The organism is Acidaminococcus sp. AM05-11 (genome assembly GCF_003472805.1).
GTDB lineage: Bacteria > Bacillota > Negativicutes > Acidaminococcales > Acidaminococcaceae > Acidaminococcus > Acidaminococcus hominis.
Genome location: NZ_QRMX01000005.1, coordinates 42,224 through 67,008 on the forward strand (window position 1 = coordinate 42,224; position 24,785 = coordinate 67,008).

Consider the following 24,785-nt stretch of genomic DNA (forward strand, 5'->3'; position numbering starts at 1 on the left):
GTGGCTTGGAGGATTTTTTATTCGTCGTCTTCTTCTTTTGCTTTGGGACGGACTTCTACGATGATTTCCTGGACCCGGTGGTTGTTGGCCCGGGTGACGGTAACATGCAGGTTCTTGCAGTCGAAGGAGTCTCCTTTTTGGGGGATGGTCTCCAGGGTATCCACCACCCAACCGCTGATGGAATTGTTTTCCAGACCATAGTCGGTAATGTCCAGATCCAAATATTTGAACAGGTCAAACAAATTGGCGTTTTGGGAATTGGAGGAGCAGGAAATCATATAGCGGTTCTTGCCAATCCGGTGGAAGGACGAAATCACCTTGTCATGCTCGTCCCAGATTTCGCCAACCAGTTCTTCCACAATGTCTTCGGTGGTGACCAAACCCTTGACGGTGCCGTAGCTGTCCATGACCATGGCCATTTCGATTTTGGCTTCCTGGAGGGTTCTCATTACCCGGGAAATTTTGGTGGATTGATGGACGAAGGCTGCTTTTTTCAGCCGTTCTTCCAGTCTAAAATGGGGGTTTTTGATATAGCCGGAAAAAAAGTCTTTAGCGTGAAGAATGCCAATGATTTCGCTATAGTCGTCCTTAAATACAGGAATCCGGGAGAAGCCGTAGTCGGAAAAAATCTTCAGGGCCTTTTGGTTTCCCTCGGAAATGTCCATGGCCATCATATCCACCCGGGGGGTCATGATTTCCCGGACCCGAATATCACTGAATTCAATGGCGGATTTAATCAGCTGGCTATCCTGCTTGTTGATAGCGCCGCCGCTGGCTACTTCATCTACCATCAGAAGCAATTCTCCTTCGGTAGCACCGTGGGCCGCTTTTTTGGACAGCAGATGACTGAAAGCAGTTTTCAGCAGTTGAAACAAATAGTTTAGAGGAGTAAAAAGAAATACCAGAATGCGCAGCAGCCCTGCGGTACTCATGGCAAATTTTTCCGGATAGTCCTTGGCGGCGCTTTTGGGGAGAATTTCTCCAAATATCAGGATGACAATGGTAGTGACTACGGTGGCCAGGGCCAGGCCGGAAGGGCCAAAGTACGCGGTGGAGCAGGCCGCAGCCAGGGAGGCTGTGGCAATATTTACGATATTATTGCCGATTAATATGGTGGACAAGGCATTGTCAAATTTGTCCAGCAGCTTCAATACGGTTTTGGCCCGACGGTTGCCATCTTTGGCCAAATTTTTCAGCCGCAGCTTATTGCAGCTGGTAAGTGCTGTTTCTGTGGCGGAAAAATACGCAGAAAGGGATATAAAAACAATCAGGATACCCGTCAGAAGGGTAGTGGGGATGTTGAATTCTTCCATAGTATGGGATCACGCTTCCTTATTAGTATACTGTCCATTATAGGTGAATTTTCCGGGGCGGTCAACGGAGACAGAAACAAATGGCTGTAAAAAATCTATCACTCTGGGGTGTTTTCGTAAAATAAATTGGGATTTTGTAAAAGCCTGCCCGGGAAATTGGCAGAGTATGCTATAATAGGAATGCTATGATTAAAATTGCAAAAATCATCAGATCCAGACGGCGCACCCTGGCGGTAGAAATCAACCGGGAAGGCCAAGTAATTGTGCGCGCGCCCTATGGGCTGAGCAAAGAACGAATTGAATATTTTTTGGCGTCCCGTCAGGACTGGATTGCGTCCCATGTGGCAAAGGCGGCGGACGAGAAACGGGCCATACAGCCCTTGGAGCTCCGGGAAGGAGCTGCTTTGCTGTTATGGGGAAAGCGGCGAACCCTGCACCTGGTGCCGGGAGAGAATATTTTTCTGACCCAGGAGCAGCTGATTTTGGGAGAGCAGGTGACCCTGCCTAAGCTGATCCAATATTTCCAGGAGGAGCTAGGGACCTATCTTAGGGAACGGGTACCGTACTTTGCCGGGCTCCTGGGACTTCCTGCTCCCCAAATCAAGCTGTCCCAGGCCCGGACCCGCTGGGGCTACTGCAACTACCGGAACCAGCTGGGTTTTTGCTGGCGGCTGGTATTCTGCCCGCCTGGCGTAATTGATTATGTGATTGTCCATGAGCTGTGCCATATCCGCAACAAGTCCCACAATCGGCTGTTTTGGCAGGCGGTGGAAGAAATTTTGCCGGACCGGAAGCAGCGGGAACAATGGTTAAAGACTAATAGAAGGGTTATGATTGTCTTATGAGTATCAACAAACGGATTATTCTTTGCTTGATAGGCTTGGTGCTGGTGGGGGTAATATCCTTTTCCCTGCTGCACAACAGCCCCAAATATCAGCAGCAGCAAAAACAGGCCCAAAACGCCCAGCTGGTCCATTCCAAGGATACCAAGCTGCCCTATGCCTATTTGAATAATGTGATTGCCCAGTCGGGGGCGGCCTGTTCCGTGTATTACCGTTCTTTGGATACCGGGGAAGTGTTCTACAACTACTCCGGCAAGATGCCGGCCGGGGATCTGATCCGTCCCTATGTGGCTGCTGCGGTTTTGGCCCAGGTGGAAAATAAGGACCTGGCATTGGATGAGGTGTACACCCTGCGGCAGCGGGATATTAGAACGGACAGCCCGGCTTTGGGACAGGTCCCCGCAGGCAGCCAAGTAACGGTTCAAAATCTTTTGGAAGATATGCTGCTGCAAAATGACCGGACGGCTTTGTACAAGCTGATCTGGATTGCTGGCCGGGAAGACATCAACGCCTGGCTGACGGAAAAAGGATACGTGGATACGGTGGTGGGAAGCCATGACCTGCCCGTCAAAGAAAACGAGGAAGATAAGCTGGGGGCCCAGGAAAAACGGGAACTGAGCTATACTTCTGTTAACGATACGGTGACCCTGTTGACTCAGCTTTACGAAGGCAAATGCCTGGGGCCCAAGGAAAATGGGTACCTGCTGGGCCTTTTGGGCCGTGCTCCCCGGCCGGATATGCTGGGTGCCCTGCTGTCCCAAAGTGTAAATATTGCAGGCCTTCAGGCCGACCACGGCCAAGTTCTTGATGCGGCTGGCATTGTGTATGCCCGGGAGCGGTACGTGCTGGTAGTCCTGATGGACAAGGCCGTGCGTCCTGGAGAAACCCGGAAAACCATCAATCAGATTTCTTCTATCATATTTAATACGGTAAACGACAAAGAGGTGTTCAAGAAATGAAAAAGAATGTTGATGTAGCGATTATTGGCGGCGGCCCTGCTGCCATTTATGCGGCTTACGAGTTTGTCCTGAAATACCCCCAGGTAAAGGTGCTGATTTTGGAAGAAGGCCATGCCATTGACTTCCGCAGCTGCCCTATTATTGCCGGCAAGGTGGAAAAATGTATCCGCTGCGTACCCTGCAGCATTATGCGGGGCTTTGGCGGCGCCGGTGCGTTCTCCGACGGCAAGTACAATTTCACCACGGAATTTGGCGGCTGGCTCAGTGAGTACATTCCCAAAAAGACGGTTATGGAACTCATTGATTACGTGGATGAAATCAACTGCAAACACGGTGCCCCGGGTACGGTGTATTCCACCAAGAACTGCAAAATCGGCCGGCTGGCTCTGGGCCACGATCTACATCTGTTAAACGCTAAGGTGCGCCATTTGGGCACGGACAACAACCGGAACCTGATGGCCAGCATCTACCACTACCTGCTGGAGCATGGCATTGAAATCCAATGTGATACCCAGGTGGAAACCATCAGCCAGTCCAAAGAAGGCTATGAACTGACCATCAAGGGTTCTGAGCAGGTTATCGGCTGCACCTATCTGATTGGGGCCCCGGGCCGGGCAGGGGCTGAGTGGTTCTCCACCCAGTGCCAGAATCTGGGCCTGCCCATGGCCAACAACCAGGTGGACGTAGGTGTCCGAGTAGAAGTCCCTTACTCCGTATTCCAGGACATTACGGAAGAAGTCTACGAGGCCAAACTGGTGTACCGGACCAAACGGTACGGGGATCGGGTACGGACCTTCTGTATGAACCCCAATGGCTACGTGGTAGCAGAAAATACCGACGGCATTGTTACGGTAAACGGCCACAGCTTCAGCGACCCGGCCAAAAACAGCGGCAACACCAACTTTGCCCTTTTGGTCAGCAATAAATTTACGGAACCCTTTAAGGAACCCCATAAATACGGCAAGCACATTGCTTCCCTGTCCAATATGCTGGGAGGCGGCGTTCTGGTGCAGCGCTTCGGGGACCTGATCAAAGGCCGCCGGACCAACGCCCACCGGCTGAGCCAGAGCTTCCTGCATCCTACCTTGAATGCAGTGCCTGGGGACCTGAGCCTGGTACTGCCCAAACGCCATTTGGACAACATCATTGAAATGATTTATGCCCTGGATAAGGTGGCGCCTGGCACCGCCAACGACGATACCCTGCTGTACGGGGTGGAAGTGAAGTTCTACAGTTCCCGGCTGGACCTCAGCGATAAGCTGGAAACAAAAATGCCCAACTTCTTCGCCATTGGCGATGGAGCGGGCATTACCAGAGGACTTTCCCAGGCCTCTGCTTCCGGGGTGTATGTAGCTCGCATCATTGGCGAGCGGATGAAAGCTCAATTGGCTAACAGATAATTATTCAGGCTTTGGCATAGTTCCATGCCCAGGGTATGGACGGACAGGGGATACCAGGAAGGATCGGCAACGGCTTTTTGGGAAAGCACCTGTCCATTGCCGTCACATAAAACTTGATACAGATCGGCGCAGGTTTTCAGCCGGACATCGTAGCGGGAATACAGCAAGATGTCCTTTACGGCAGAGGCACCTGCGCCTTTTCGCGTCCATTTGTTCCAGACGGTGATGATGCCGGTCTTCTCATCGTATTTCAGACTCTGGGTATCGAAGGAAACGGTGTAGCTGCTGTTTTCTCCCGCAGTCTGCCAGGCAGCCAGCTTGGCGGAAGGCAGGGTGGGGGTATAGACCGTAGTGGTTTCCTTGCCGTTTTCGGTGGTGGTTTCCGTAGTGGTGGCCGTTAGGCCATTGTCCAGTTGGGACGTGGAAGTGGTGCTGGCAGCAGCTGCGGCATCATCAGCTGTTTTTTTGGAGCTGTTTTTTGCGGTGGTTTGGGCAGTGGTTTGACTGGAGCTTTTGGCAGCGGCTGCTTTTTGCCGGGCAGCCCGGACAGCCGCTACCCGCTGCCGGAAGGAAAGGGGCGCTGCAGAAGCTGCATTTTCTGTTACAGCCGTGGTACTTACGGCGTCTGTTTCCGTTTTTTCCTGGGCAAAAAGCAGGGATGGGCAAAGTAAAAGAGAACCTATTACTATAGGGAATAGTGCATTTTTTTTCATGGAATACATCCTTTCTGAATAGCCTTTGCCTTATTGTATCACAAGGCGGCTGTTTCGTCAGGGAAAACTGGAACGGGATTTGCCCAAAGAAAATAAAAACTATGTTATAATGGAAAGGTGTTAACTGAGAGCTTACATACTGATGAGAGAATTTTAGAATAAGGACGGTGCTAATGATGAAAATTACCTTTTGCGGCGCTGACAAGATTGTAACCGGTTCCTGCCATCTGCTGGAAATCAACGGGAAAAAAATTCTGTTGGACTGCGGTATGTTCCAAGGTCCACGGCTGATTCGGGACCTGAACCGGAGAAATTTTATTTTTAATCCGGCGGAAATTGATGCGGTAATCCTAAGTCATGCCCATATTGACCACAGCGGCCTGCTGCCCAAACTGATTAAGGAAGGGTTCAAGGGTTTTGTCCACTGCACCCCGGTTACCGAAGAATTGTGCGAAATTCTGTTGCCCGACTGCGGCCATATCCAGGAATCCGATGCGGAGATTGCTACCCGGAAGGGCCTGCGGGCTGGCCGGGAAGCTGTGGAACCGCTGTATACGGTAGACGATGCCTATCTGGCCCTGAAACATTTTGTGACCCATGATTACGATGAGGATTTTGAACTGTATCCCGGGGTTACGGTCCGCTTCCGGGTGGCCGGCCACATCCTGGGCAGCGCCATTGTTACGTTGCAGTTGGAAGAAAACGGCAAAAAGACCAAATTGATTTTCACGGGAGATGTGGGGCAGCCCAACGTACCCATTTTGGACGATCCCTACCAGATTGCCGGGGCGGACTTTATTATCACCGAATCCACCTATGGTAACCGGATCCACGAAGTGGCGGACCGGGAGCAGGAGCTGTGCGACATTGTGAAGGACGCCCTTTCCCGGGGCGGGAACATCATTATCCCAGCTTTTGCGGTTGGCCGTACCCAGGTGATGCTGTACTACTTCCAGAAGCTTATGTCTTCCGGCAAGCTGCCGGTAGTGCCCATTATGGTGGACAGCCCAATGGCCATTCGGGCCACCCAGGTGATGCTGTTTAACCCTGATGAATATGATGAGGAAGCCAAGTCCATTTTCCAAAAACAGGGCGGACATCTGATTGATATGCCCAACGTGAAATACACCCAGACCACCGAGGAATCCAAGGCCATCAACGAAATGCCCAGCCCGGTCATCATCATTTCCGCCAGCGGCATGGCCGATGCCGGCCGGGTGCTGCACCACCTGAAACACAACCTGTGGCGGAAGGACAGCTCCGTGATTTTCGCCGGCTATCAGGCCGAAGGCAGCTTGGGGCGGCTGTTGGTAGACGGGGCCAAGAAAGTCAAGATCATGGGCGAAGAAATTGTGGTGGGAGCCAAGATCTACAATATGACCGGTTTCTCTGCCCACGCCGATAAGGAACAGCTGTTGGCCTGGTATAAGGGCATGAAAAATAAACCCAAGGCTTTCTTTGTGGTCCATGGGGAATACGATTCTGCCGATGCTTTTGCCCATACCCTGCGTACCGAATTGGGGACGGCGGCCTACATTCCCAACTATGGGGATAAGGCCATTATCGATGGCACCGACTGGCATATTGAAGAAACCCAGATTGTCCAAAGCGAAACTGCCGTCCAGAGCATGCGGGATTATATGCGGGGCTTCGAGAAGAATTACCTTACCTACAAGGGCAAGATTGAACGGATTGCCGCCCATGATCCCAAGAAGGTACCGGATGTACGCTCCAAGCTGGAAAAGATCAAGAAATACATCGACGATGTCATGAAGACCTTATAAAGAAATTTGGGTAAAGGAATTGCCACATATTTGACAGAGTGTGGAGAAAAGCATATAATTAGTAAGTCGAATTGATTTAGTTTATTTGGAGGATGCTTATTGACAAGCATCCTCTTGATTTATCTGTAATGTAAGAGGGGATTGGGCTTTTATGATTAGAAACGATTTACGTAACATCGCCATCATTGCTCACGTTGACCATGGCAAGACTACCTTGGTAGATGCTATGCTGAAACAGAGCGGTGTATTCCGTGCCAACGAACGGGTACAGGAAAGAGTCATGGACTCCAACGATCAGGAAAGAGAACGTGGGATTACCATCCTGGCCAAAAACACCGCTGTCATGCATGACGGCACCAAAATCAATATCCTGGATACTCCGGGCCATGCTGATTTCGGCGGCGAAGTAGAACGGGTATTGAACATGGTTGACGGCGTACTGCTGCTGGTAGACGCCTACGAAGGTCCTATGCCCCAGACCAAATACGTGCTGCGGAAAGCTTTGGAACACCATCTGAAACCCGTGGTGGTCATCAACAAGATTGACCGTCCGGACCAGAGAGTGGAAGAAGTGGTGGATGAAGTTCTGGATTTGTTCATTGAACTGAACGCCAGTGATGATCAGCTGGACTTCCCCGTAGTGTACGCTTCTGCCAAAAAGGGCGTTGCCAAACTGGCTATGGACGATGAAAGCACCAACCTGGAACCGCTGTTCCGCACCATTATCGAAAATATTCCGGCTCCCGATGTGGATACGGAAGCTCCCCTGCAAATGTTGGTCAATACCTTGGACTACGATGATTATGTAGGCCGTATCGTGATTGGCCGTATTGTCAGAGGTACCATCAAAAACGGTCAGAACATCTGCCTGATGCATGATGACAAGCGTTCCAACGCCAAGATTGGCCGTCTGTACACCTACGAAGGCTTAAAGAGAACGGAAGTGCCGGAAGCCAAAGCTGGGGACATCATTGCCCTGATTGGTCTGGCCAACGCTGAAATCGGGGATACCATTGCTGATGTGGACAACCCGGAACAGCTGCAGGGCATCAAGGTGGATGAACCCACCCTGTCCATGACCTTCTCTGTCAACGATTCTCCTTTTGCCGGCCAGGAAGGCGACTTTGTTACCAGCCGTCATCTGCGTGACCGTCTGTACAAGGAAATTGAAACCAACGTTAGTATGAAAGTGGAAGACACCGAATCTGCCGATACCTTCAAAGTATCCGGCCGTGGTGAACTGCATTTGTCCGTACTGATCGAAGCCATGAGAAGAGAAGGCTTCGAATTGCAGGTGGGCAAACCCAAGGTTATTATGCGCCGGGACGAAAATGGCAAGCTGCTGGAACCTATGGAAGCTTTGACCATCGACGTGCCCCAGGATTTCATGGGTGCTGTTATGGAAGCTTTGGGTATCCGCAAGGCTGAACTCCAGAACATGACCGAACTGGCTGGCTACCTGCGTATGGAATTCATTATCCCTGCCCGGGGTCTGATCGGTTTTCGGAACCAGTTCCTGACCGATACCAAGGGCAACGGTATCATGAACCACGTATTTGCCGGCTGGGGCGCTTACAAAGGCGATATCCCCGGCCGTACCAGAGGTTCCCTGGTTGCTTTTGAAGCTGGTGAAACCACTGCCTATGGTATTGATAAATGCCAGGCCAGAGGCACCATGTACATCAACCCGGGCGAACAGGTTTACGAAGGCCAAATCATCGGCGAAAACAGCCGTGAAGATGATATGGACGTAAACCCCTGCAAAAAGAAACACGTCAGCAATATGCGTGCTGCCGGTTCCGATGATGCAGTGCGCCTGATTCCGCCGCAAACCTTCTCCCTGGAACAAGCCCTGGAACACATCAACGACGATGAAACCGTTGAAGTGACTCCCAAGAGCATCCGGATGAGAAAGAAAATTCTGTCCCGTCTGGAACGTGCCCGCACCCGTGCGCGCAACGCCAAGGCATAAGAACGATAATGGCTTCGTAATGAGTATTTGTGGGTAGGGAGGAGCAGATTCCATGTTTTCTGGTTTCCATTCTGAAAAAAAGCATGAAGAAGAATACTTTGACCGGGATTTGACTTTGGTGCGTGCTCCGGCCCTGAAATTGATGCTCAGAACGCCTGCGGACCTGAAGGATATTGCTCACTACGGAAAGTTCCTCCTGGAAGGCAAGGGACTGCTTCTGGCTCTGGATCAGCTGGAGCCAGAGGATCAGACCCGGGCCAGGGACTACTTATCCGGCATCAGTTATACCCTGGGGGTTTCGGAAACGGAAGTTTCTCCGGACGTAATGCTGTATCTGCCCAGTGAGGTAGGAATTATCGAAGCATAAACCTAAAGCTGTGACCCCCTGGTCACAGCTTTTTTTAAAATGGGGGGAGCTGTGCCCCGGAAATTTGCAGGAAAGGAGCAGTTATGGCAGAGCAATTTGTGCATTTGCACACCCATACCCAATACAGCCTGCTGGATGGGTCCTGCCGGATTCCCGAGCTGGTCCGCTACGCCAAGGAGCTGGGCATGCCCGCCCTGGCGATTACGGACCATGGGGTTATGTACGGGGCCATCGAGTTCTATCAGGAATGTGTCAAGGCTGGCATCAAACCCATTATTGGCTGCGAAGTGTATATTACTTCCGGCTCCCGGTTGAAAAAGGACCTGGAAAGCCGGAGCAAAATGTATCATCTGATTCTTTTGGCAGAAAACAAGACCGGTTACCAAAACCTGATGAAACTGGTATCCATCGGGGAAGTGGAAGGGTTCTACTACAAACCCCGGATTGACATGGATGTGCTGCGCCAGTACAGCGAGGGGCTGATTTGCCTCAGCGCCTGCATAGCGGGGGAAGTGCCTCGGCATATCCTCCGGGGGGAATTGGAAACGGCAGAAAAGGTCATGCTGGAATACCTGGATATTTTTGGTCGGGACCGGTACTATTTGGAAATCCAAAATCATGACTTGCCGGAAGAAAAGACCGTCCGGGAAGAATTGCATAAACTGGCCAAAAAACACAATATCAAGCTGGTAGCCACCAACGACCTGCACTATATCCACCGGTCCGATGCTTCGGGGCAGGACATTCTGCTGTGCATCCAGACCAACGCCAATTACCTGGACCCCACACGTATGCGGTTCAACAACGATTCCTACTATCTGAAAAGCCGGGAGGAAATGGAGCAGTTGTTTCCTGAGGACCAGGAAGCTTTGGATAATACCCTGGAAATTGCGGAGCGGTGTAATCTGACTCTGGAATTTGGCCATTTGCTGCTGCCGGAATTTCCCCTGCCGGAAGGGGAAACCATGGATGGGTATCTCCGGAAGCTTTGTGAGGAAAGTTTTCCCAAACGCTATCCCAATGATGATGGAACGGCCCGGAAACGGTTGGAATATGAACTGGGCATCATCAAGCAGATGGGCTACTCCGGGTATTTTCTGATTGTATGGGATTTCATCAATTACAGTCGGACCCACGATATTCCGGTGGGCCCCGGCAGAGGCAGCGCCGCTGGTTCCATTGTGGCGTACCTTACCGGCATCACCAGTATTGATCCGCTGAAATATAATCTGATTTTTGAACGTTTCCTGAACCCGGAACGGGTAAGTATGCCCGATATTGATACGGATATCTGCTACGTGAAACGCCATCTGGTGGTGGATTATCTGGCCCGCAAGTACGGGGAAAGCCACGTTGCCCAGATTATTACCTTTGGTACCCTGGCAGCCAAGGCGGCCATCAAGGACGTGGGCCGGGCCATGGAGATACCGTTAAATGTAGTTAACCAGGTAAACAAGCTGATTCCCAATACGCCAGGCACTACCCTGGCAGGCGTATTGGAATCCAGCAAGGAACTGCGGGCCTTGCAGGAACAGGACCCTAATATCGCCCAATTGCTGGACTTTGCCCAAAAGGTGGAAGGCATGCCCCGGCACACCTCCACCCATGCGGCCGGCGTAGTCATTACGCCGGGGGAACTGACCAACTACGTGCCCCTGCAGATTACCTCCAGCAGTGACGATGAACACGAATACATCTGCACCCAGTACGACAAGGATCGTTCCGAGTCCCTGGGGCTTTTAAAGATGGATCTTTTGGGCCTGCGTACCCTGACGGTGATTGACGATGCGGTGAAAATGGTCCGGAAAAACCGGGGTATTGACCTGCATATTGAGGATATCGACCTGCACGACCCTAAAACCTGTCAGATGCTGTGCAGCGGGGATACGGCAGCCGTGTTCCAGATGGAATCGGACGGCATGACCCGGCTGATGAAGCAACTGGCGCCCGAGGGCATGGAGGACCTGATTCCCCTGGTGGCCCTGTACCGGCCCGGTCCCTTAGGCAGCGGCATGGCGGAAGACTTTATTGCCGGCCGTCACGGACACCGTACGGCCCAGGTACTCCACCCCCTGATGGAACCCATTGTGGCCGATACTTACGGGGTTATCCTCTACCAGGAACAGGTAATGCAGATCGCCTCCGCCCTGGCCGGTTTTACCCTGGGCGAAGCAGATATTCTGCGTCGGGCCATGGGCAAGAAGAAAGCCAGCGTACTGGACAGCATGAAGGAAAAATTTCTCCAGGGAGCAGAAAAGCTCCACGGCATCAGCCGGGAACTGGGGGATAAGATTTTCGCCTTGCTGCAGCACTTTGCAGGCTATGGGTTCAACAAATCCCACTCGGCAGCCTATGCCCTGGTAGCCTATCAGACGGCCTGGCTGAAGGCCAACTATCCGGTGGAATACATGGCGGCCTTCCTCAACAGTATTATCTCCACCGCCGACAAGGTCAGCTGGTATATCGGCGTTTGCAACGGCATGGGGGTAAAGGTGCTGCCGCCGGATATCAACAGCAGTGAAGCGGGCTTCTCTGTGGACGGTAAGAACATCCGCTTTGGCCTGGGGGCCATCAAAAGTGTCGGAGACGCAGCAGTATCCGTGATTTTGGAAGAACGGGAAAAACACGGCGTTTTTAAGGACTTTTTTGATTTTACCCGCCGGGTGGATCTCAGCAAGGTCAACAAGAGAGTGGTGGAAAATCTGATCAAGAGCGGTTCCATGGATACCTTCGGGCTGCGTCGGAGCCAGCTGCTGGCCATTATGGATCCGGCCCTGGATGTGGCTGCCAGCGAACAGCACGACCGGCTTACGGGCCAGCTGGGGCTGTTCGGGGAAGAAGATTTGGCCGGCAGCAATGCCATTCCCATTCCAGATCTGCCGGAAATTCCCCAGGCGGATATTCTCCGGCTGGAAAAGGAACTGATTGGCTTCTACGTTACCGGACACCCGCTGGATCGGTTCCGTAAGGTGCTGAGCCGGTATACACCGCTGTTAAAATGCACGGAAGAAAACTTCCGGGACGGGGAGAGAATTGCCGTAGGCGGCATTATTTCGGACCTGAAAATCCGCTCCACCAAAAATGGGGACCGCATGGCCACGTTTGTGCTGGAAGATTTGTCCAGCAGCCTGACGGTGATTGCTTTCCCCAGGGCTTATGCCAAGTGCCGGCAGAACATTGAAAAGGACCGGGTGGTGAGCATCCAGGGTGTTATCAAATTGGATGAGGAAGCCGTCCGAATCTTTGCCAATGCTGTGGAGCCTTTGCAGGAAATGGCCCAGGAAGTCCATCTCCACATTGGCAAGGGCATGAATACGTCCCAGGTCCAGCAGCAGCTGGGAGGCATTTTTATGGCCTTCCACGGGAAGAATCCCGTGTACCTGCACATTGCCGATACCCGGAAGGTTATCCGCACCGACCCCCGGTTCTGGGTGAATGCAGAGGAACCGGGCTTTGAGGATGCAGTGGTAAAAGTATTGGGCAGCGGCAGCCTGCACTATTAAATACTTGTTTATTTATCTATACCGACAGGAATTTTTCCCAGCTGAGGAAGAATTCCTGTTTTTTTGCGTTTGCGTGCTTGGGGAAAAGGGGGCTTTGGGTGTCTTTTGGAGAAAAACGGAAACAACTTTTTGCAGGCAGAGAAAAGCGGGGCTGGTACCCGGAAATTGAGATAATTCTTCTACAATTCTGTAGATATTTCTGTTACAGAAACCCCCATGACCAGGAAAGAGAATGCCAAAATCCGGCGAAAAATGAAGCTTCCAGGAGGAAATTTAACATTTGTGAAAAAGTGGGAAATAAGAAGAATCTTTTGCAAGGGATTAGCAATCTCTTGCAACAGGGGAAAACACGTGCTACAATGTGAAATGTGTGGTTTTGAACAATAAAGATTTTTAGGAGGTCGCTTTGTAATGAACATCGTTGTATGTGTAAAACAGGTGCCGGATACCGCAGAAATGAGAATTGACCCGGTTACCAACAACCTCGTTAGAGATGGTGTAACAAATATCATGAACCCGTATGACCAGTACGCTCTGGAAACGGCTTTGGAACTGAAAGATGAAATGGGTGCTAAGGTAACGGTTGTTACCATGGGACCTCCTCATGCAGAAGCTGTTTTGAAGGACTGCCTGGCAGTTGGCGCTGATGATGCCAAACTGATCAGTGACAGAGCTTTCGGCGGTGCAGATACCCTGGCCACCAGTGCTGCTATGGCTAACACCATTAAACATTTTGGCATTCCTGATCTGATCCTGTGCGGCCGTCAGGCTATCGATGGTGATACCGCTCAGGTTGGCCCTGAAATTGCAGAGCACTTAGACCTTCCGCAAGTTACCGGCGCTTTGAAAGTTAAGGTTGACGGCGATGAAGTAATCGTTGACAGAGATAACGAATACACTTCCCAAACCTTGGCTATGAAGATGCCTTGCGTAGTTACTGTAATGCGCAGCAAAGACCTGCGTTTTGCCAGCATCAAAGGCAAACTGAAAGCCAGAAAGACTGAAGTTCCCGTATATACCGCTGCTGATTTGCAGATTCCTCTGGACATCATTGGTAAACCCGGTTCCCCGACCCAGGTAATGAAGAGCTTTACTCCGAAAGTTACCCAGGTTCACGGCGAAATCTTCACCGATGAAGATCCTGCAGAAGCTGTAGATAAACTGGTTGCAAAACTGGTTGAAGACAAGATTATTACGAAATGAGGTTTGAAATAAATGGCTAACACGAAAGGTCTGAAGACCGGCAACGAAAAAGATTTATGGGTTTACGTTGAACATTATGATGGCAAACCCGTTCATGTAGTAAACGAACTGCTGGGTGAAGGCAGAACTTTGGCTGACAAATGCAACCAAAAACTGGCTGCTGTTTTGATCACCGATAAAGCAAATGACATTCCTCAACATCTGATTGCCCAAGGCGCTGACCTGGTATACGTAGTAGAAGATCCTTCCCTGAAGGAATATTCCACCGACCTGTACACCAACGCTTTCTGCGAACTGATTGCTGAATACCATCCTTCCGCTGTTCTGATCGGCGCTACCAACGACGGCCGTGACCTGGGTCCCCGCGTTGCTGCCCGTATGAACACTGGTCTGTGCGCTGACTGCACCATCCTGGATGTAGAAGAAAACGGCCTGGTTCATTGGACCCGTCCTGCTGCTGGTGGTAACATCATGGCTACCATCCTGTGCAAAGAACATACTCCGCAAATGGGTACCGTTCGTCCTAAGACCTTCAAGGCTCTGGCTCCCGATGCTTCCCGCAAAGGCGAAGTTATCAACTACACCCTGAAGAACCATGTAGAAGACCGCGTCAGAGTCATCAGAAAAGACCCTGTTGTGGTTGAAGGCGAAATGGCCATCGACGATGCAGAATACATTGCTTCCGGCGGCCGCGGCATGAAAGCCAAAGAAAACTTCGTTCTGCTGCAAGACCTGGCTCATGTACTGGGCGGCGCTGTAGGCGGTTCCCGTGCTGCAGTAGATGAAGGCTTCATTGAACATCCGCGTCAAGTAGGCCAATCCGGTAAAACCGTTACCCCGAAGATTTACTTCGCCTGCGGTATCTCCGGTTCCGTACAGCATAAAGCTGGTATGAGCAAATCCGATACCATCATTTGCATCAACAAGGATCCGGACGCTCCTATGTTCCAAATCTCTCGGTATGGTATCGTTGGCGATGCTTTGAAGATTCTGCCTCTGCTGACTGCAAAGATCAAAGCTTTCAAAGAATCCTAATTCCATATGGAAATCCAATAGTCCGGGCTGTTTCAGCCCGGGCTATTTTTAGAAGGGGATCAATATGAAAAAGACAAAAATTATCTGCACCCTGGGACCAGCTACGGACAACAAGGACCTGCTGGTCAAAATGATTCGGGCAGGGATGGATCTGGCCCGTTTCAACTTTTCCCATGGCTCCCACAGTGAATGCGAAACCCGCCTGAATCTGTTAAAGGAAGCTGTGAAGGAAACGGGAAAGGTCATTGGCTATGTAGCCGATACCAAGGGGCCTGAAATGCGGCTGGGTCTTTTCAAGGGGGATAAGACCACGCTAGTGCCTGGCAGCCACTTTACGCTGACGGTGGACGAGGTAGAAGGAACGGCAGAAAAGGCCCATGTAAATTATGCCGGCCTGCCTTCGGAAGTCCGCAAAGGGGATAAAATCCTCTTGAATGATGGGAAACTGTCCCTGGAAGTCCAATCCACCACCGACAAGGAAATTGATACCATCGTCATCAATGGTGGGGAAATCTCCTCCCGGAAACGGGTGGCAGTGCCTGGGGCTTTCCTGAAGCTGCCCTTTATGTCCAAACAGGACGAAGACGACATTACCTTCGCTGCCCAGCAGGGCATGGACTATGTGGCAGCGTCCTTTGTGCGGAATGCCCGGGACGTTATGGAAATCCGCCGCCTGCTGGAACGGATTGGCTCCTCCATGGGGATTATTGCCAAGATTGAAAACCAGGAAGGCGTGGACAACATCGACGAGATTCTCCAGGTGGCCGACGGCGTTATGGTGGCTCGGGGGGATCTGGGGGTAGAGATTCCCATGGAAGATGTGCCCATTGTCCAAAAACAGATTATTGCCAAGTGCAACCAGCTGGGGAAGCCGGTGGTTACGGCTACCCAGATGCTGGAAAGCATGATTACCAACTACCGGGCTACCCGGGCAGAAGCCAACGATGTGGCCAACTCCATCTTCGACGGTACCGACGCCATTATGCTCAGCGGGGAAACGGCCTCTGGGGCGTATCCTTTGGAAGCGGTGCAGACCATGGCCCGGATTGCTACCCGGACGGAGCAGGCTTTCGATTATGTGACCTTGTTCCAGCATAAGGGTATTGGCGCCCATGTGCAGATGACGGATGCCATCAGCCATGCTACCGTGCAGATTGCTACGGAACTGGAAGCCAACGCCATTTTGTCCATTACCGAGTCCGGCTATACCGCCCGGCTGGTGGCCAAATACCGGCCCAAAGCAACGGTGGTAGCCGTGTCACCGGTTCCTGCCAGCTTGCGCCGGATGACCCTGTATTGGGGCGTTACGCCGCTGATGGGGGACAACAGAACCAGCACGGATTCCCTGATTGAAACCTCCATTGAACGGGCTTTAGATGCAGACCTGCTGCACAAAGGGGATTCTGTGGTGGTAACGGCCGGCATGAACGTGGGCAAGGTGGGCAGCACCAACCTGATCCAAGTAATCCACGTTGGCCATAAGCTGGTGCAGGGCCAAGGCATTGGCAAGCGTGCTGCTACAGGCACCATTTGCAAGGTCCGGACCAAGTCCGACCTGGAAAACTTCCGCCCGGGCATGATCCTGGCAGTGGCCGCCCTGGAAAACGAAATGGGTACCACGGCAGCCCAGGCTGGCGGCATTATTGCAGAAGAAGGCGGTTTTACTTCTCCTGCGGCCATTATCGGCATCAACTATGGTATCCCTGTTATTGTAGGGGCTTCCGGCGTCATGGATGCTGTGAAGACCGGCGACGTGGTAACCCTGGATGTAGCTACGGGTTCCGTGTATGCTGGAAAAATCAACGTAAAATAAACCTGGTAACTTCCAGGCTGCAGAAAACCCCATCCGACCGGGTCGGATGGGGTTTGTTTTTGAGAAAGCTCAGGCTGCTTTGGCCTTGGGGCTGCGCAGCCGGTGCCACAGTACGGCAAACAGATAGGAAATGAACAAGATGACCACATAGAACAGGGCAATGGAAACGTGTTCCAGGGAGCCAAACGGTTTGTCCGTTACCAGTTCCAGTTGGTCGATGAAGAAGGGGTGGACCAGATAAATCAGGAAGGAACGGTCGGACATTTTCCGCAGGGCGGTTTTACAGGGATACCAGCCCTGTTTCAGCAGCAGGCTGAAGAACAGGATACAGGCAAGGGTGAACACCAGGCCAGGCAGGCTCAGCTGCTGCAGGTAATTGACTGTATCTTCATAGGGCATGCCCCACAGGTTGGTCCAGCGGTAGAACAGCCAGGTATTAAAGCTGGCGCTGAGTCCAAAAAACAGGGCTATGGGCAGCTTATGCCGGGTCAGCAGTCTGTCAAAGGCGCCGTAGTGCCGGGCAATGACTCCGCCCAGCATGAATACGAACAGATAGAAAAACGGAAAGTAGTTCAGCCGGTATTGGCACAGGTTCAGCAGTACGGGGTTGTCTGCAATCCAGTCTGGATAGGACCAGAACACAAAGCTGAATTGGTATAGGGCCACCTGTAAAACAAACAAAATAGCCATGCCCAGCTTCAGGCCTATTTTTTCCAGAACCCGCATCAGCCCCCGCCACAAGGGGAATAGGATGTAGAACCAGAGCAGAATCACCAGGAAATAGATGTGGTAGACGCCGGTGCCAAAGAAAAGACAGAACAAAATATTCTCTGGCAGCAATAGGTTAGGATTTTGTGAAGTAAAACTGTAATAACAGATGTATAATAGAGAGGTAACCACATAGGGTAGGGCTATGCTTTTTAGCCTTTTCTGAAGGAAGCGGCCATAGGAAAAGGGCTCTTCCAGGGGATGGGTGTAAAACAGCCCGTAGCCCGAAATGAAAAAGAAGGTGGGCACGCTGTAGCGGCTCAGGATATTAGTAATCAGAACCAAAAACGGGGTGGCAGCTTCCGCACTGACGGCCATACTGCCTACGTGGATGGCAATAACCCCCAGCATACAGATGCCCCGCAGATTGTCAAATATGGGATTGCGCTTTCTCACGAAAACCTCCAGGCTTACTCCCGGTGCCTGCAAACCAGGCAAAACCAGGAAATTTATGCTAACTTAATCATTATAAGTATCTCCGGAAAGAAGAACAAGAGGTTTTTCTGGTTTCTTACGGAGTATTTTCTTTTTCGCTGATTTTTCTCAGATTCTTGCAAGAAGGGAGACGGTTTTGTGGAAGTGAAACTATTGGTGCGGGGAGCCCTGCTGTTGGCAGTAGGGGCACTTTCCCAGCAGCTGCGGCTGGTACTGCCCCTACCGGTGCCGGTCTTGACTTTGCTGATAGGGACGCTGGTCAATACGGTACTGTTTCTCAGCAGCCGGTATACCTCCTCCCAGCTTGCCTGGGTCACTGCGCTGGCGCTGCCGGTGATTGCTTTTTTTCAGGGGCATATTCAGCCCTTTTTGATTCCAGTGATTTTTTTGGGCAACGGGATTTATGTGGAGCTGACAGGGCGCAGAAAGAGTTTGCGCTGGACCCTGTTTTGGGCTCCGGCGGTGAAAAGCCTGGTCCTGGGCCTGTGTCTTAGCCTGGGCCAATTGCTGGTGCTCCAGCTGCCGCCTGCCATGCTGCCGCCGGTCCTGGCTGCGTTTTTGCCCTTCCAATGGCTTACCGGTATGGCCGGGGTTCTTCTGGGCCAGCTGCTGGAAGGCCGGATTCATGACTAGCTAACATAGATTTATAAACTTTGTTACATTAATAGTCTAATATTCTCTAGCTTTTTTTATAGAGGTAGTGTATAGTATTTTCATAACAAGAAAAGTAGGAGTTTAGCGAAAATGCAGATTATTGTTGTGGGGTGCGGAAAAGTTGGGCGAACCATCACCACCCAGCTAATTCAAGAGAATAATAATGTAACGGTAATCGATACCAATGCCAGCTTGATTCGTAATATTTCTACCAATTACGATGTCATGGGAATCGTGGGGAACGGTTCCAGTTTTACGGTGCTGAGCCAGGCGGATTTGGAACACGCGGATATGCTGATTGCCGTAACCGAAAGCGATGAAGTCAACCTGTTAACCTGCGTCATTGCCAAACTGAACAATACCCGATGCCATACCATTGCCCGGGTACGGAGTCCCCATTATTCGGCGGAGCGCCATTTTCTTCAGCGGGGGCTGAATCTGTCCATGACCATTAATCCGGAACTGGAAGCTGCTAAGGAAATTGCCCGGCTGCTGAATTTTCCCCAAGCTATTGAAATCTTTAGCTTTGCCAAGGATCGCATTGATATGCTGCGTTTTAGGGTCCCGCGCAATTCTCCCCTTTTGGGCAAATCCCTGAAGGCTTTGGCTCCTCTTACCACCAATCTATTGGTGTGCATTATCGAGCGGAACAATAAGATTATGGTCCCCCATGGGGATACGGTAATCCAGGCCGGGGATATTCTGACCATCATTGCCATGCCGGCGGACGCCCAGGAATTCTTCAAGAAAATCGGCGTGCGCACCAACAAGTGCAAGGACGTGATGATTGTAGGCGGCGGGGATATCACCTATTACCTGTCCAAAATCCTTCGGGACAACCGGATCAATGTGAAAATCATTGAAAAGGATATGGACCGCTGTGAAGAATTGGTGGAAGGCCTGCCGGGGGTTACCGTGGACTGCGGGGACGGCACCGAAGAAGAATTGTTAAAAGAAGAACATATTGAGAATATGGACGGCTTTGTGGCCTGTACCGGTATGGACGAAGTCAATGCCATCCTTTCCATGTATGCCTTGAAGCAGATGGAAGGAAAAGTGGTAACCAAGGTGAATCACGTGGACTTCGGGGACGTTATCGAAGGCTTGCAGCTGGACAGCGTGGTAAACCCCAAAAAACTTACAGCCCAGCAGATTGTCCAATACGTCCGGGCCGCCGGCAACAGCATGGAATCCAACGTGGAAACCTTGTATCGGCTGATGAACGGGCGGGTAGAGGCCTTGGAATTTTTGATTGACAAGGAGTCCATGATTATTGGGCAAAAGCTGGTGGATATGAAAATCAAGGAAGGGGTCCTGATTGCCGGTATTGTACGCAACGGGCGTCTGATTATTCCTGGCGGCCAAGATGAATTCCATGTGGGGGATACAGTCATTGTAGTGACCGTCCACCTGGGCTTCCATGACATCTATAACATTTTGGCCTAGCAAAGGAGCATCTTATCATGAATTATCCTGTCATTGGACAGGTGCTGTCCTGGATCCTCGCCACCGAGGGGATGATTATGCTCCTGCCCTGCATTATTTCCCTGATCTACCATGAAGACCAGGGAATGGTCTATTTTGCACTTTCTCTCATTGCCATGGTTCTGGGCTATACGGCCAGACGCCGGAAGGTGGAAAACCGGACCATTTACCAACGAGAAGGTTTTGTGGCGGTAGGCCTTTCCTGGGTAATCCTTTCTTTATATGGGGCTTTGCCCTTTGTATTGACGGGAGAGATTCCCAGTTATCTGGATGCCCTGTTTGAGATTGTTTCCGGCTTTACCACTACAGGCTCTTCCATCCTGCCGGATGTGGAGGCCCTGTCCCATACTTCGCTTTTTTGGCGGAGCTTTTCCCACTGGATAGGGGGCATGGGGGTGCTGGTCTTTATCCTGATGCTGGTGCCTTCCAGTACCGGCGGCACCCAAATGAATCTGATGAAGGCTGAAAGTCCCGGACCGGACGTTTCCAAGTTTGTACCCCGGGTGAGAAACACGGCCATCGTGCTATACCGAATCTACCTGGGCATGACCTTACTTATGATTTGCCTTCTGGCCCTTACGGGGATGAACTGGTTCCATAACCTGTGCATTACCTTTGGCACTGCCGGCACCGGCGGCTTTGGCATTGTCAACAGCAGCTGCGCCGACTATACGCCCCTTCAACAGTGGATTATTACCATTTTTATGATTGCTTTTGGGGTCAACTTCAGCTACTATTACCTGATGCTCATTCGGAAGGCCAAGGAAGCCTTCCGCCTGGAAGAAGTACGGGCCTATCTTTCCATTGTTGCAGCTGCGGGACTCCTGGTGACCTGGCAGATCCACAGCTATTTCTCTACGTTGGAAGAAGCCCTGCGGGCTGCCTTTTTTCAGGTGGCCAGCATTATGACCACTACGGGTTTTAGCACGGTGGATTTTGACCTGTGGCCCAGCTTTGCCAAATGCATCCTGGTGCTGCTGATGATTGTGGGGGCCTGCGCCGGTTCCACTGGCGGCGGTGTGAAGGTTAGCCGGATTGTGCTGATTTTCAAATCCATTCATTTGGAAATGGAACAGCTGATTCACCCCCACGGAATCCAGCGGATTCGGATGGATGGCAAAGTGGTGGACAGCAAAGTATTGAACTCCATTTATATTTTTCTGGTCACCTACTGCCTGATTTTTGGCATTTCCGTGCTGCTGGTCAGTCTGGATAATTTTGATTTTGAAACCAACTTTACGGCGGTGGCCGCTACCTTGAACAATATCGGCCCTGGGCTAGCCGGTGTGGGACCTACCCAGAACTTCAGCGCTTATGCGCCTTTTTCCAAATTGGTGTTGATTTTTGATATGCTGGCAGGCAGATTGGAGCTGCTTCCCATGCTGATCCTGTTCTACCCCAAAACTTGGAATCGCAACTAAAAAGGGTAAAAAAAGGGATCTTCCTCTGTCTGCTGACAAAGAAAGATCCTTTTTTATGTAGCTGGAAACGAGCCGCTTACCGGTCCCGGTTCAGCCAGACATTGACCTGCTGGTTGTAATATTCGTTTTTCTTTTTTTCCACCCATTTGTCCCGTTCTTCGCAAATGGCCAGCATTTCATCGGCAATTTCTTCAGCACTGCTGGGCTGGACGTGAATCAGATACTGGGTGAGCCGGGTGATGGTGTTTTCCGTGCCCAGCTGGGCGGCCAGCAGCTGACCGAATTCGGCGGGGTAGCCCATCTGCACCAGAACCTCTAGCAGTTCGTTGGCAGCGGCTGCCGTAGTTTTAGTTGTCATGTGTTTTCCTCCTTGCAGCAAGGCCTTTGAGCCGCTGCAGCAGTTTGTAGAATAAAATGGCGGCAAGGACGCCCAGGCTGTCCAAAAGGACGTCGCTGACCTGGGTGCTGCGGCCTGGAGACAGAAGCTGAAGGGTTTCATCCAGGGCTGCGGCAAGAGCGCCGCAGAAAAAAGCCCAACGGGGGCCTCTGGGGGGCTGAAAGGTGCCGCCTGTAAGCCGCAGCAGCAGGCCCAAAAGGGCAAATTCGGTCAGGTGGGCCAACTTCCGGATGGTGTAGATGTTCAAATAGGCCAGTCCGGGGAGAAAACTCCCCAGGGACAAGGTCCAGTGGAGAACCGTTTCGCTTTCTGAGGCTGAGGCGGAAGCGTTCATCAGGGAATGGCCCCAGATAAAGGCCAGCATACCCAGGGTCAAACTGCGAAGCAGCCATTTGTACATGGAGGGACCTGCCTTTCTGGAGAAATTTTCACTCAGGCAGCCCAAGGCTGCGCCTGAACTATTGTACCATATCCCCAGAAAACTGTAAAAAGCAGGAATAGCCTGCCTGCGGGGATAATTTGACAAGTTCACCAAATTGCTAAAATAAAAACGTTTTCTTTGTATCAATTTTGGAAAACAGGAGGGAAGGCGAACTGTCGCGGTTTGACAGGGAGCTGGAAAATATGGTAGTGTAGAAATTAATAGTAAATGCGAATGATTCGCATAAAGATACAAGCTGGAGGAGGATACCCTTGCTGCGAAGAATCTTATCGATTTGGGGAATCTGTCTGCTGCTGCTTCTGGGAATGGGCAGGGTACAGGCGGCACCCCGTATTCAAGCGATTACGTATGGCGTAGTTCCCCAGGAGAGACTGCGCATTGTATTAGATACCGGCCGTCCTTTGGACTACGATGTGGACCTGGACGATGAGGAGATTACCATTTCTGTGGAGGGTCAGCTTGCCGGAGCCAGGCCAGACACCTATTACCCCAAAAATACCCCCTACATCCGGCGGGTACGGGTGGAAAGTGAGAGCCGTCGGACTCTCCTGCACGTCATCATGAAGCGGGAGCCGGACAAAAAGAGTGTCCATGGGTTTTACCTAAAGGCCAATGCGGAAGCAGGCCGGCCGGGACGAATGGTCTTTGATATTGTGGCGGGACCTGGAGAAAAGGCGGTCAACGGGTACCGGACCCGGGGCGGCATTAAGGGAAAAATCATTACCCTGGATCCTGGTCACGGCGGAACGGACCCGGGAACCCATGGCCTAGATACGGGCCTTACGGAAAAACAGGTCACCCTGCCGGTGGGACTCAAGGTCAAGGAGCTGCTGGAGGACAAAGGGGCCATTGTCCATATGACCCGTACCCGGGACGTAGATGTGTACGGTCCCAATGCTACGGACCGACAGGAATTGCAGGCTCGGGTGGACGTGGGAGAAAAATACCATTCTGATCTGTTTGTGAGCATCCACTGCAATGCCAGTACCAACCGGAGCGTGCAGGGATTTTCCAGCTATTATTATCCCAAGACCTGGTATGACCAGAAAATTGCCAGCTGCATCCAGCGCGAATTTATGAAGCTGGGGCACCACGAAAACCTGGGGGTGCGGCAGGCAGGTTTCTACGTGATGAAACATAGCTCCATGCCAGCCACCCTTGTGGAAATGCTGTTCATGACCAATCGCCGGGAGGAGCGGGAACTGAATTCCCGGAGCTTCCGGGATAAACTGGCCAAAGCTATTGCCAACGGTATCGAAAAATATTTCTCCTAAGGGTGCTTGTAATTTGAATTGTTTCGACTTTTTGCCCAAAATGTGCTACCATTTGAAGTAATGGACGTGCTGTGCACACGGCAGAGGTTTTCTTTTGAGAAAGAAGGCAGAAAATATGAAAATTGCAATTCCTTTTGCAGAAGGACAAATTTTTCAGCATTTTGGCAAAAGCACCCAATTTAAACTGGTAACGGTGGAAGAGGGGAAGATTACGGATCAGCGGCTTTTGGACGCTGAGGGTCATGGCCACGGGGCCCTGGCTGCTTTTCTGAAGGAGCAGGGCGTGGACACGGTAATCTGCGGCGGCATGGGAGAAGGTGCCAGAACGGGCCTGACCCAACTGGGTATTCAGATTTACGCAGGGGCCCAAGGCGATGTGGCAGCGGCCGTGCAGCAGCTGTTGGAAGGCAAGCTCACAGACGTTCCAGGGGGCTGCGGCCATCATCACGGTCATGAAGAAGGTCATGGCTGCGGCCATAAGCATGACCATGGAGAAGACGGTCACGACTGCGGTCACCATGAACATCAGGGGCATGAGGAAAAGGACCTGCGGGCGGTAGCCAAGGCCGAGCTGAAGGAAAAGCAGCACCAGGAGAAAAAGGCGGATAAGCATGCCGAAAAACACGCAGAGAAGCACGAAGAAAAGCACAAGGATAAACACGAAACTAAGCATGCCGATAAGCACGAAGGTAAACACGAAGACAAACACGAAGACAAACATGCCGATAAGCATGAAGATAAACACGCCGAAAAACACGAAGAAAAGCATGAAGACAAACACAAGGATAAGCACGGCGCAAAGGAAAAGAAAGCTGCCAAAGAAAACTAAGCGGCAGTTGGAAGAACCGGAGAAGATGGCACAAACATCTCCTCCGGTTTTGTTTTTTTATGGCTCCAAAACTGAAAAAAACGGTACAGTCTAATAGGGGAGATACAGACTTTGTGAATTTTTCTTGACAGGGTGGGAAAAGACAAGTATGATAGGCGGTACAGCAATACATACTA

The 24,785-nt window shown here is 51.5% G+C and carries 20 protein-coding genes; 15 read left to right on the forward strand and 5 right to left on the reverse strand.

Annotated elements, in window-relative coordinates:
* Window positions 1-17: 17 nt before the first annotated feature.
* Window positions 18-1,313: an HlyC/CorC family transporter gene (locus DW089_RS04235; protein ID WP_118286837.1), complete on the reverse strand. Its 1,296-nt coding sequence runs from the start codon at window positions 1,311-1,313 to the stop codon at window positions 18-20.
* A gap of 185 nt (window positions 1,314-1,498) precedes the next feature.
* Here DW089_RS04235 and DW089_RS04240 point away from each other — a divergent pair, with 185 nt between their 5' ends.
* The 3 genes from DW089_RS04240 to DW089_RS04250 are packed head-to-tail and all read left to right on the forward strand — an operon-like array spanning window position 1,499 to window position 4,514.
* Complete coding sequence (locus tag DW089_RS04240; RefSeq protein ID WP_105327165.1) at window positions 1,499-2,158, forward strand: M48 family metallopeptidase; 660 nt, start codon at window positions 1,499-1,501, stop codon at window positions 2,156-2,158.
* Entirely contained in the window at window positions 2,155-3,114 is a 960-nt protein-coding gene (locus DW089_RS04245; RefSeq protein ID WP_105327166.1) for a serine hydrolase, read from the forward strand. Before DW089_RS04240 ends, DW089_RS04245 begins: the two co-directional genes overlap by 4 nt.
* The gene (locus DW089_RS04250; RefSeq protein WP_105327167.1) at window positions 3,111-4,514 is read left to right on the forward strand and encodes an NAD(P)/FAD-dependent oxidoreductase; all 1,404 of its coding nucleotides are present in this window, start codon (window positions 3,111-3,113) and stop codon (window positions 4,512-4,514) included. The genes DW089_RS04245 and DW089_RS04250 overlap by 4 nt, the downstream gene beginning before the upstream one ends.
* Here DW089_RS04250 and DW089_RS04255 read toward each other — a convergent pair.
* Entirely contained in the window at window positions 4,496-5,227 is a 732-nt protein-coding gene (locus tag DW089_RS04255; RefSeq protein WP_105327168.1) for a hypothetical protein, read from the reverse strand. The two genes, DW089_RS04250 and DW089_RS04255, sit on opposite strands and share 19 nt — an antisense overlap.
* Window positions 5,228-5,403: 176 nt before the next feature.
* Here DW089_RS04255 and DW089_RS04260 point away from each other — a divergent pair, with 176 nt between their 5' ends.
* The 7 genes from DW089_RS04260 (at window position 5,404) to pyk (ending at window position 16,904) form a co-directional block, all read left to right on the forward strand.
* Window positions 5,404-7,011 carry an MBL fold metallo-hydrolase RNA specificity domain-containing protein gene (locus DW089_RS04260; RefSeq protein ID WP_118286877.1) on the forward strand — a complete coding sequence of 536 codons (1,608 nt, stop codon included), beginning with the start codon at window positions 5,404-5,406 and terminating at the stop codon, window positions 7,009-7,011.
* Window positions 7,012-7,162: 151 nt separating this feature from the next.
* Window positions 7,163-8,983 carry a translational GTPase TypA gene (typA, locus tag DW089_RS04265; RefSeq protein ID WP_105327169.1) on the forward strand — a complete coding sequence of 607 codons (1,821 nt, stop codon included), beginning with the start codon at window positions 7,163-7,165 and terminating at the stop codon, window positions 8,981-8,983.
* Between the two features lie 52 nt (window positions 8,984-9,035).
* A complete protein-coding gene (gene sepF, locus DW089_RS04270) occupies window positions 9,036-9,350 on the forward strand; it encodes a cell division protein SepF (RefSeq protein WP_105327170.1) in 315 nt (104 codons plus the stop codon).
* A gap of 83 nt (window positions 9,351-9,433) precedes the next feature.
* Window positions 9,434-12,853, forward strand: coding sequence for a DNA polymerase III subunit alpha (locus DW089_RS04275; RefSeq protein WP_105327171.1), 3,420 nt, complete (start codon window positions 9,434-9,436; stop codon window positions 12,851-12,853).
* A 411-nt stretch (window positions 12,854-13,264) separates the two neighbouring features.
* Complete coding sequence (locus DW089_RS04285) at window positions 13,265-14,056, forward strand: electron transfer flavoprotein subunit beta/FixA family protein (protein WP_105327172.1); 792 nt, start codon at window positions 13,265-13,267, stop codon at window positions 14,054-14,056.
* A 12-nt stretch (window positions 14,057-14,068) separates the two neighbouring features.
* Complete coding sequence (locus DW089_RS04290; protein WP_105327173.1) at window positions 14,069-15,091, forward strand: electron transfer flavoprotein subunit alpha/FixB family protein; 1,023 nt, start codon at window positions 14,069-14,071, stop codon at window positions 15,089-15,091.
* A 64-nt stretch (window positions 15,092-15,155) separates the two neighbouring features.
* Window positions 15,156-16,904: a pyruvate kinase gene (gene pyk / locus DW089_RS04295; RefSeq protein ID WP_118286839.1), complete on the forward strand. Its 1,749-nt coding sequence runs from the start codon at window positions 15,156-15,158 to the stop codon at window positions 16,902-16,904.
* A gap of 69 nt (window positions 16,905-16,973) precedes the next feature.
* On the opposite strand, the gene DW089_RS04300 is transcribed toward pyk, so the two are convergent.
* Entirely contained in the window at window positions 16,974-18,068 is a 1,095-nt protein-coding gene (locus DW089_RS04300) for an acyltransferase (RefSeq protein ID WP_118286840.1), read from the reverse strand.
* Between the two features lie 177 nt (window positions 18,069-18,245).
* On the opposite strand from DW089_RS04300, the gene DW089_RS04305 reads away from it, so the two are divergent.
* The 3 genes from DW089_RS04305 to DW089_RS04315 all read left to right on the forward strand — a co-directional run bounded on the left by DW089_RS04305 (window position 18,246) and on the right by DW089_RS04315 (window position 21,667).
* On the forward strand, window positions 18,246-18,740 hold the full coding sequence (locus DW089_RS04305; protein WP_105327176.1) for a hypothetical protein: 495 nt from the start codon (window positions 18,246-18,248) through the stop codon (window positions 18,738-18,740).
* A gap of 111 nt (window positions 18,741-18,851) precedes the next feature.
* Window positions 18,852-20,207, forward strand: a complete 1,356-nt coding sequence (trkA, locus tag DW089_RS04310) for a Trk system potassium transporter TrkA (protein WP_105327178.1) — start codon at window positions 18,852-18,854, stop codon at window positions 20,205-20,207.
* Window positions 20,208-20,224: 17 nt separating this feature from the next.
* Window positions 20,225-21,667, forward strand: a complete 1,443-nt coding sequence (locus tag DW089_RS04315; protein ID WP_105327179.1) for a TrkH family potassium uptake protein — start codon at window positions 20,225-20,227, stop codon at window positions 21,665-21,667.
* A 76-nt stretch (window positions 21,668-21,743) separates the two neighbouring features.
* Here DW089_RS04315 and DW089_RS04320 read toward each other — a convergent pair whose 3' ends face one another.
* Together DW089_RS04320 and DW089_RS04325 are read right to left on the reverse strand one after the other, a co-directional pair.
* Entirely contained in the window at window positions 21,744-22,025 is a 282-nt protein-coding gene (locus DW089_RS04320) for a hypothetical protein (protein ID WP_118286841.1), read from the reverse strand.
* A complete protein-coding gene (locus DW089_RS04325) occupies window positions 22,015-22,464 on the reverse strand; it encodes a VanZ family protein (RefSeq protein WP_118286842.1) in 450 nt (149 codons plus the stop codon). Before DW089_RS04325 ends, DW089_RS04320 begins: the two co-directional genes overlap by 11 nt.
* Before the next feature lie 293 nt (window positions 22,465-22,757).
* On the opposite strand from DW089_RS04325, the gene DW089_RS04330 reads away from it, so the two are divergent.
* Together DW089_RS04330 and DW089_RS11290 are read left to right on the forward strand one after the other, a co-directional pair.
* Window positions 22,758-23,780, forward strand: coding sequence for an N-acetylmuramoyl-L-alanine amidase (locus DW089_RS04330; RefSeq protein ID WP_231085906.1), 1,023 nt, complete (start codon window positions 22,758-22,760; stop codon window positions 23,778-23,780).
* Window positions 23,781-23,895: 115 nt separating this feature from the next.
* Window positions 23,896-24,609: a NifB/NifX family molybdenum-iron cluster-binding protein gene (locus tag DW089_RS11290; protein WP_147351151.1), complete on the forward strand. Its 714-nt coding sequence runs from the start codon at window positions 23,896-23,898 to the stop codon at window positions 24,607-24,609.
* Window positions 24,610-24,785 lie beyond the last annotated feature (176 nt).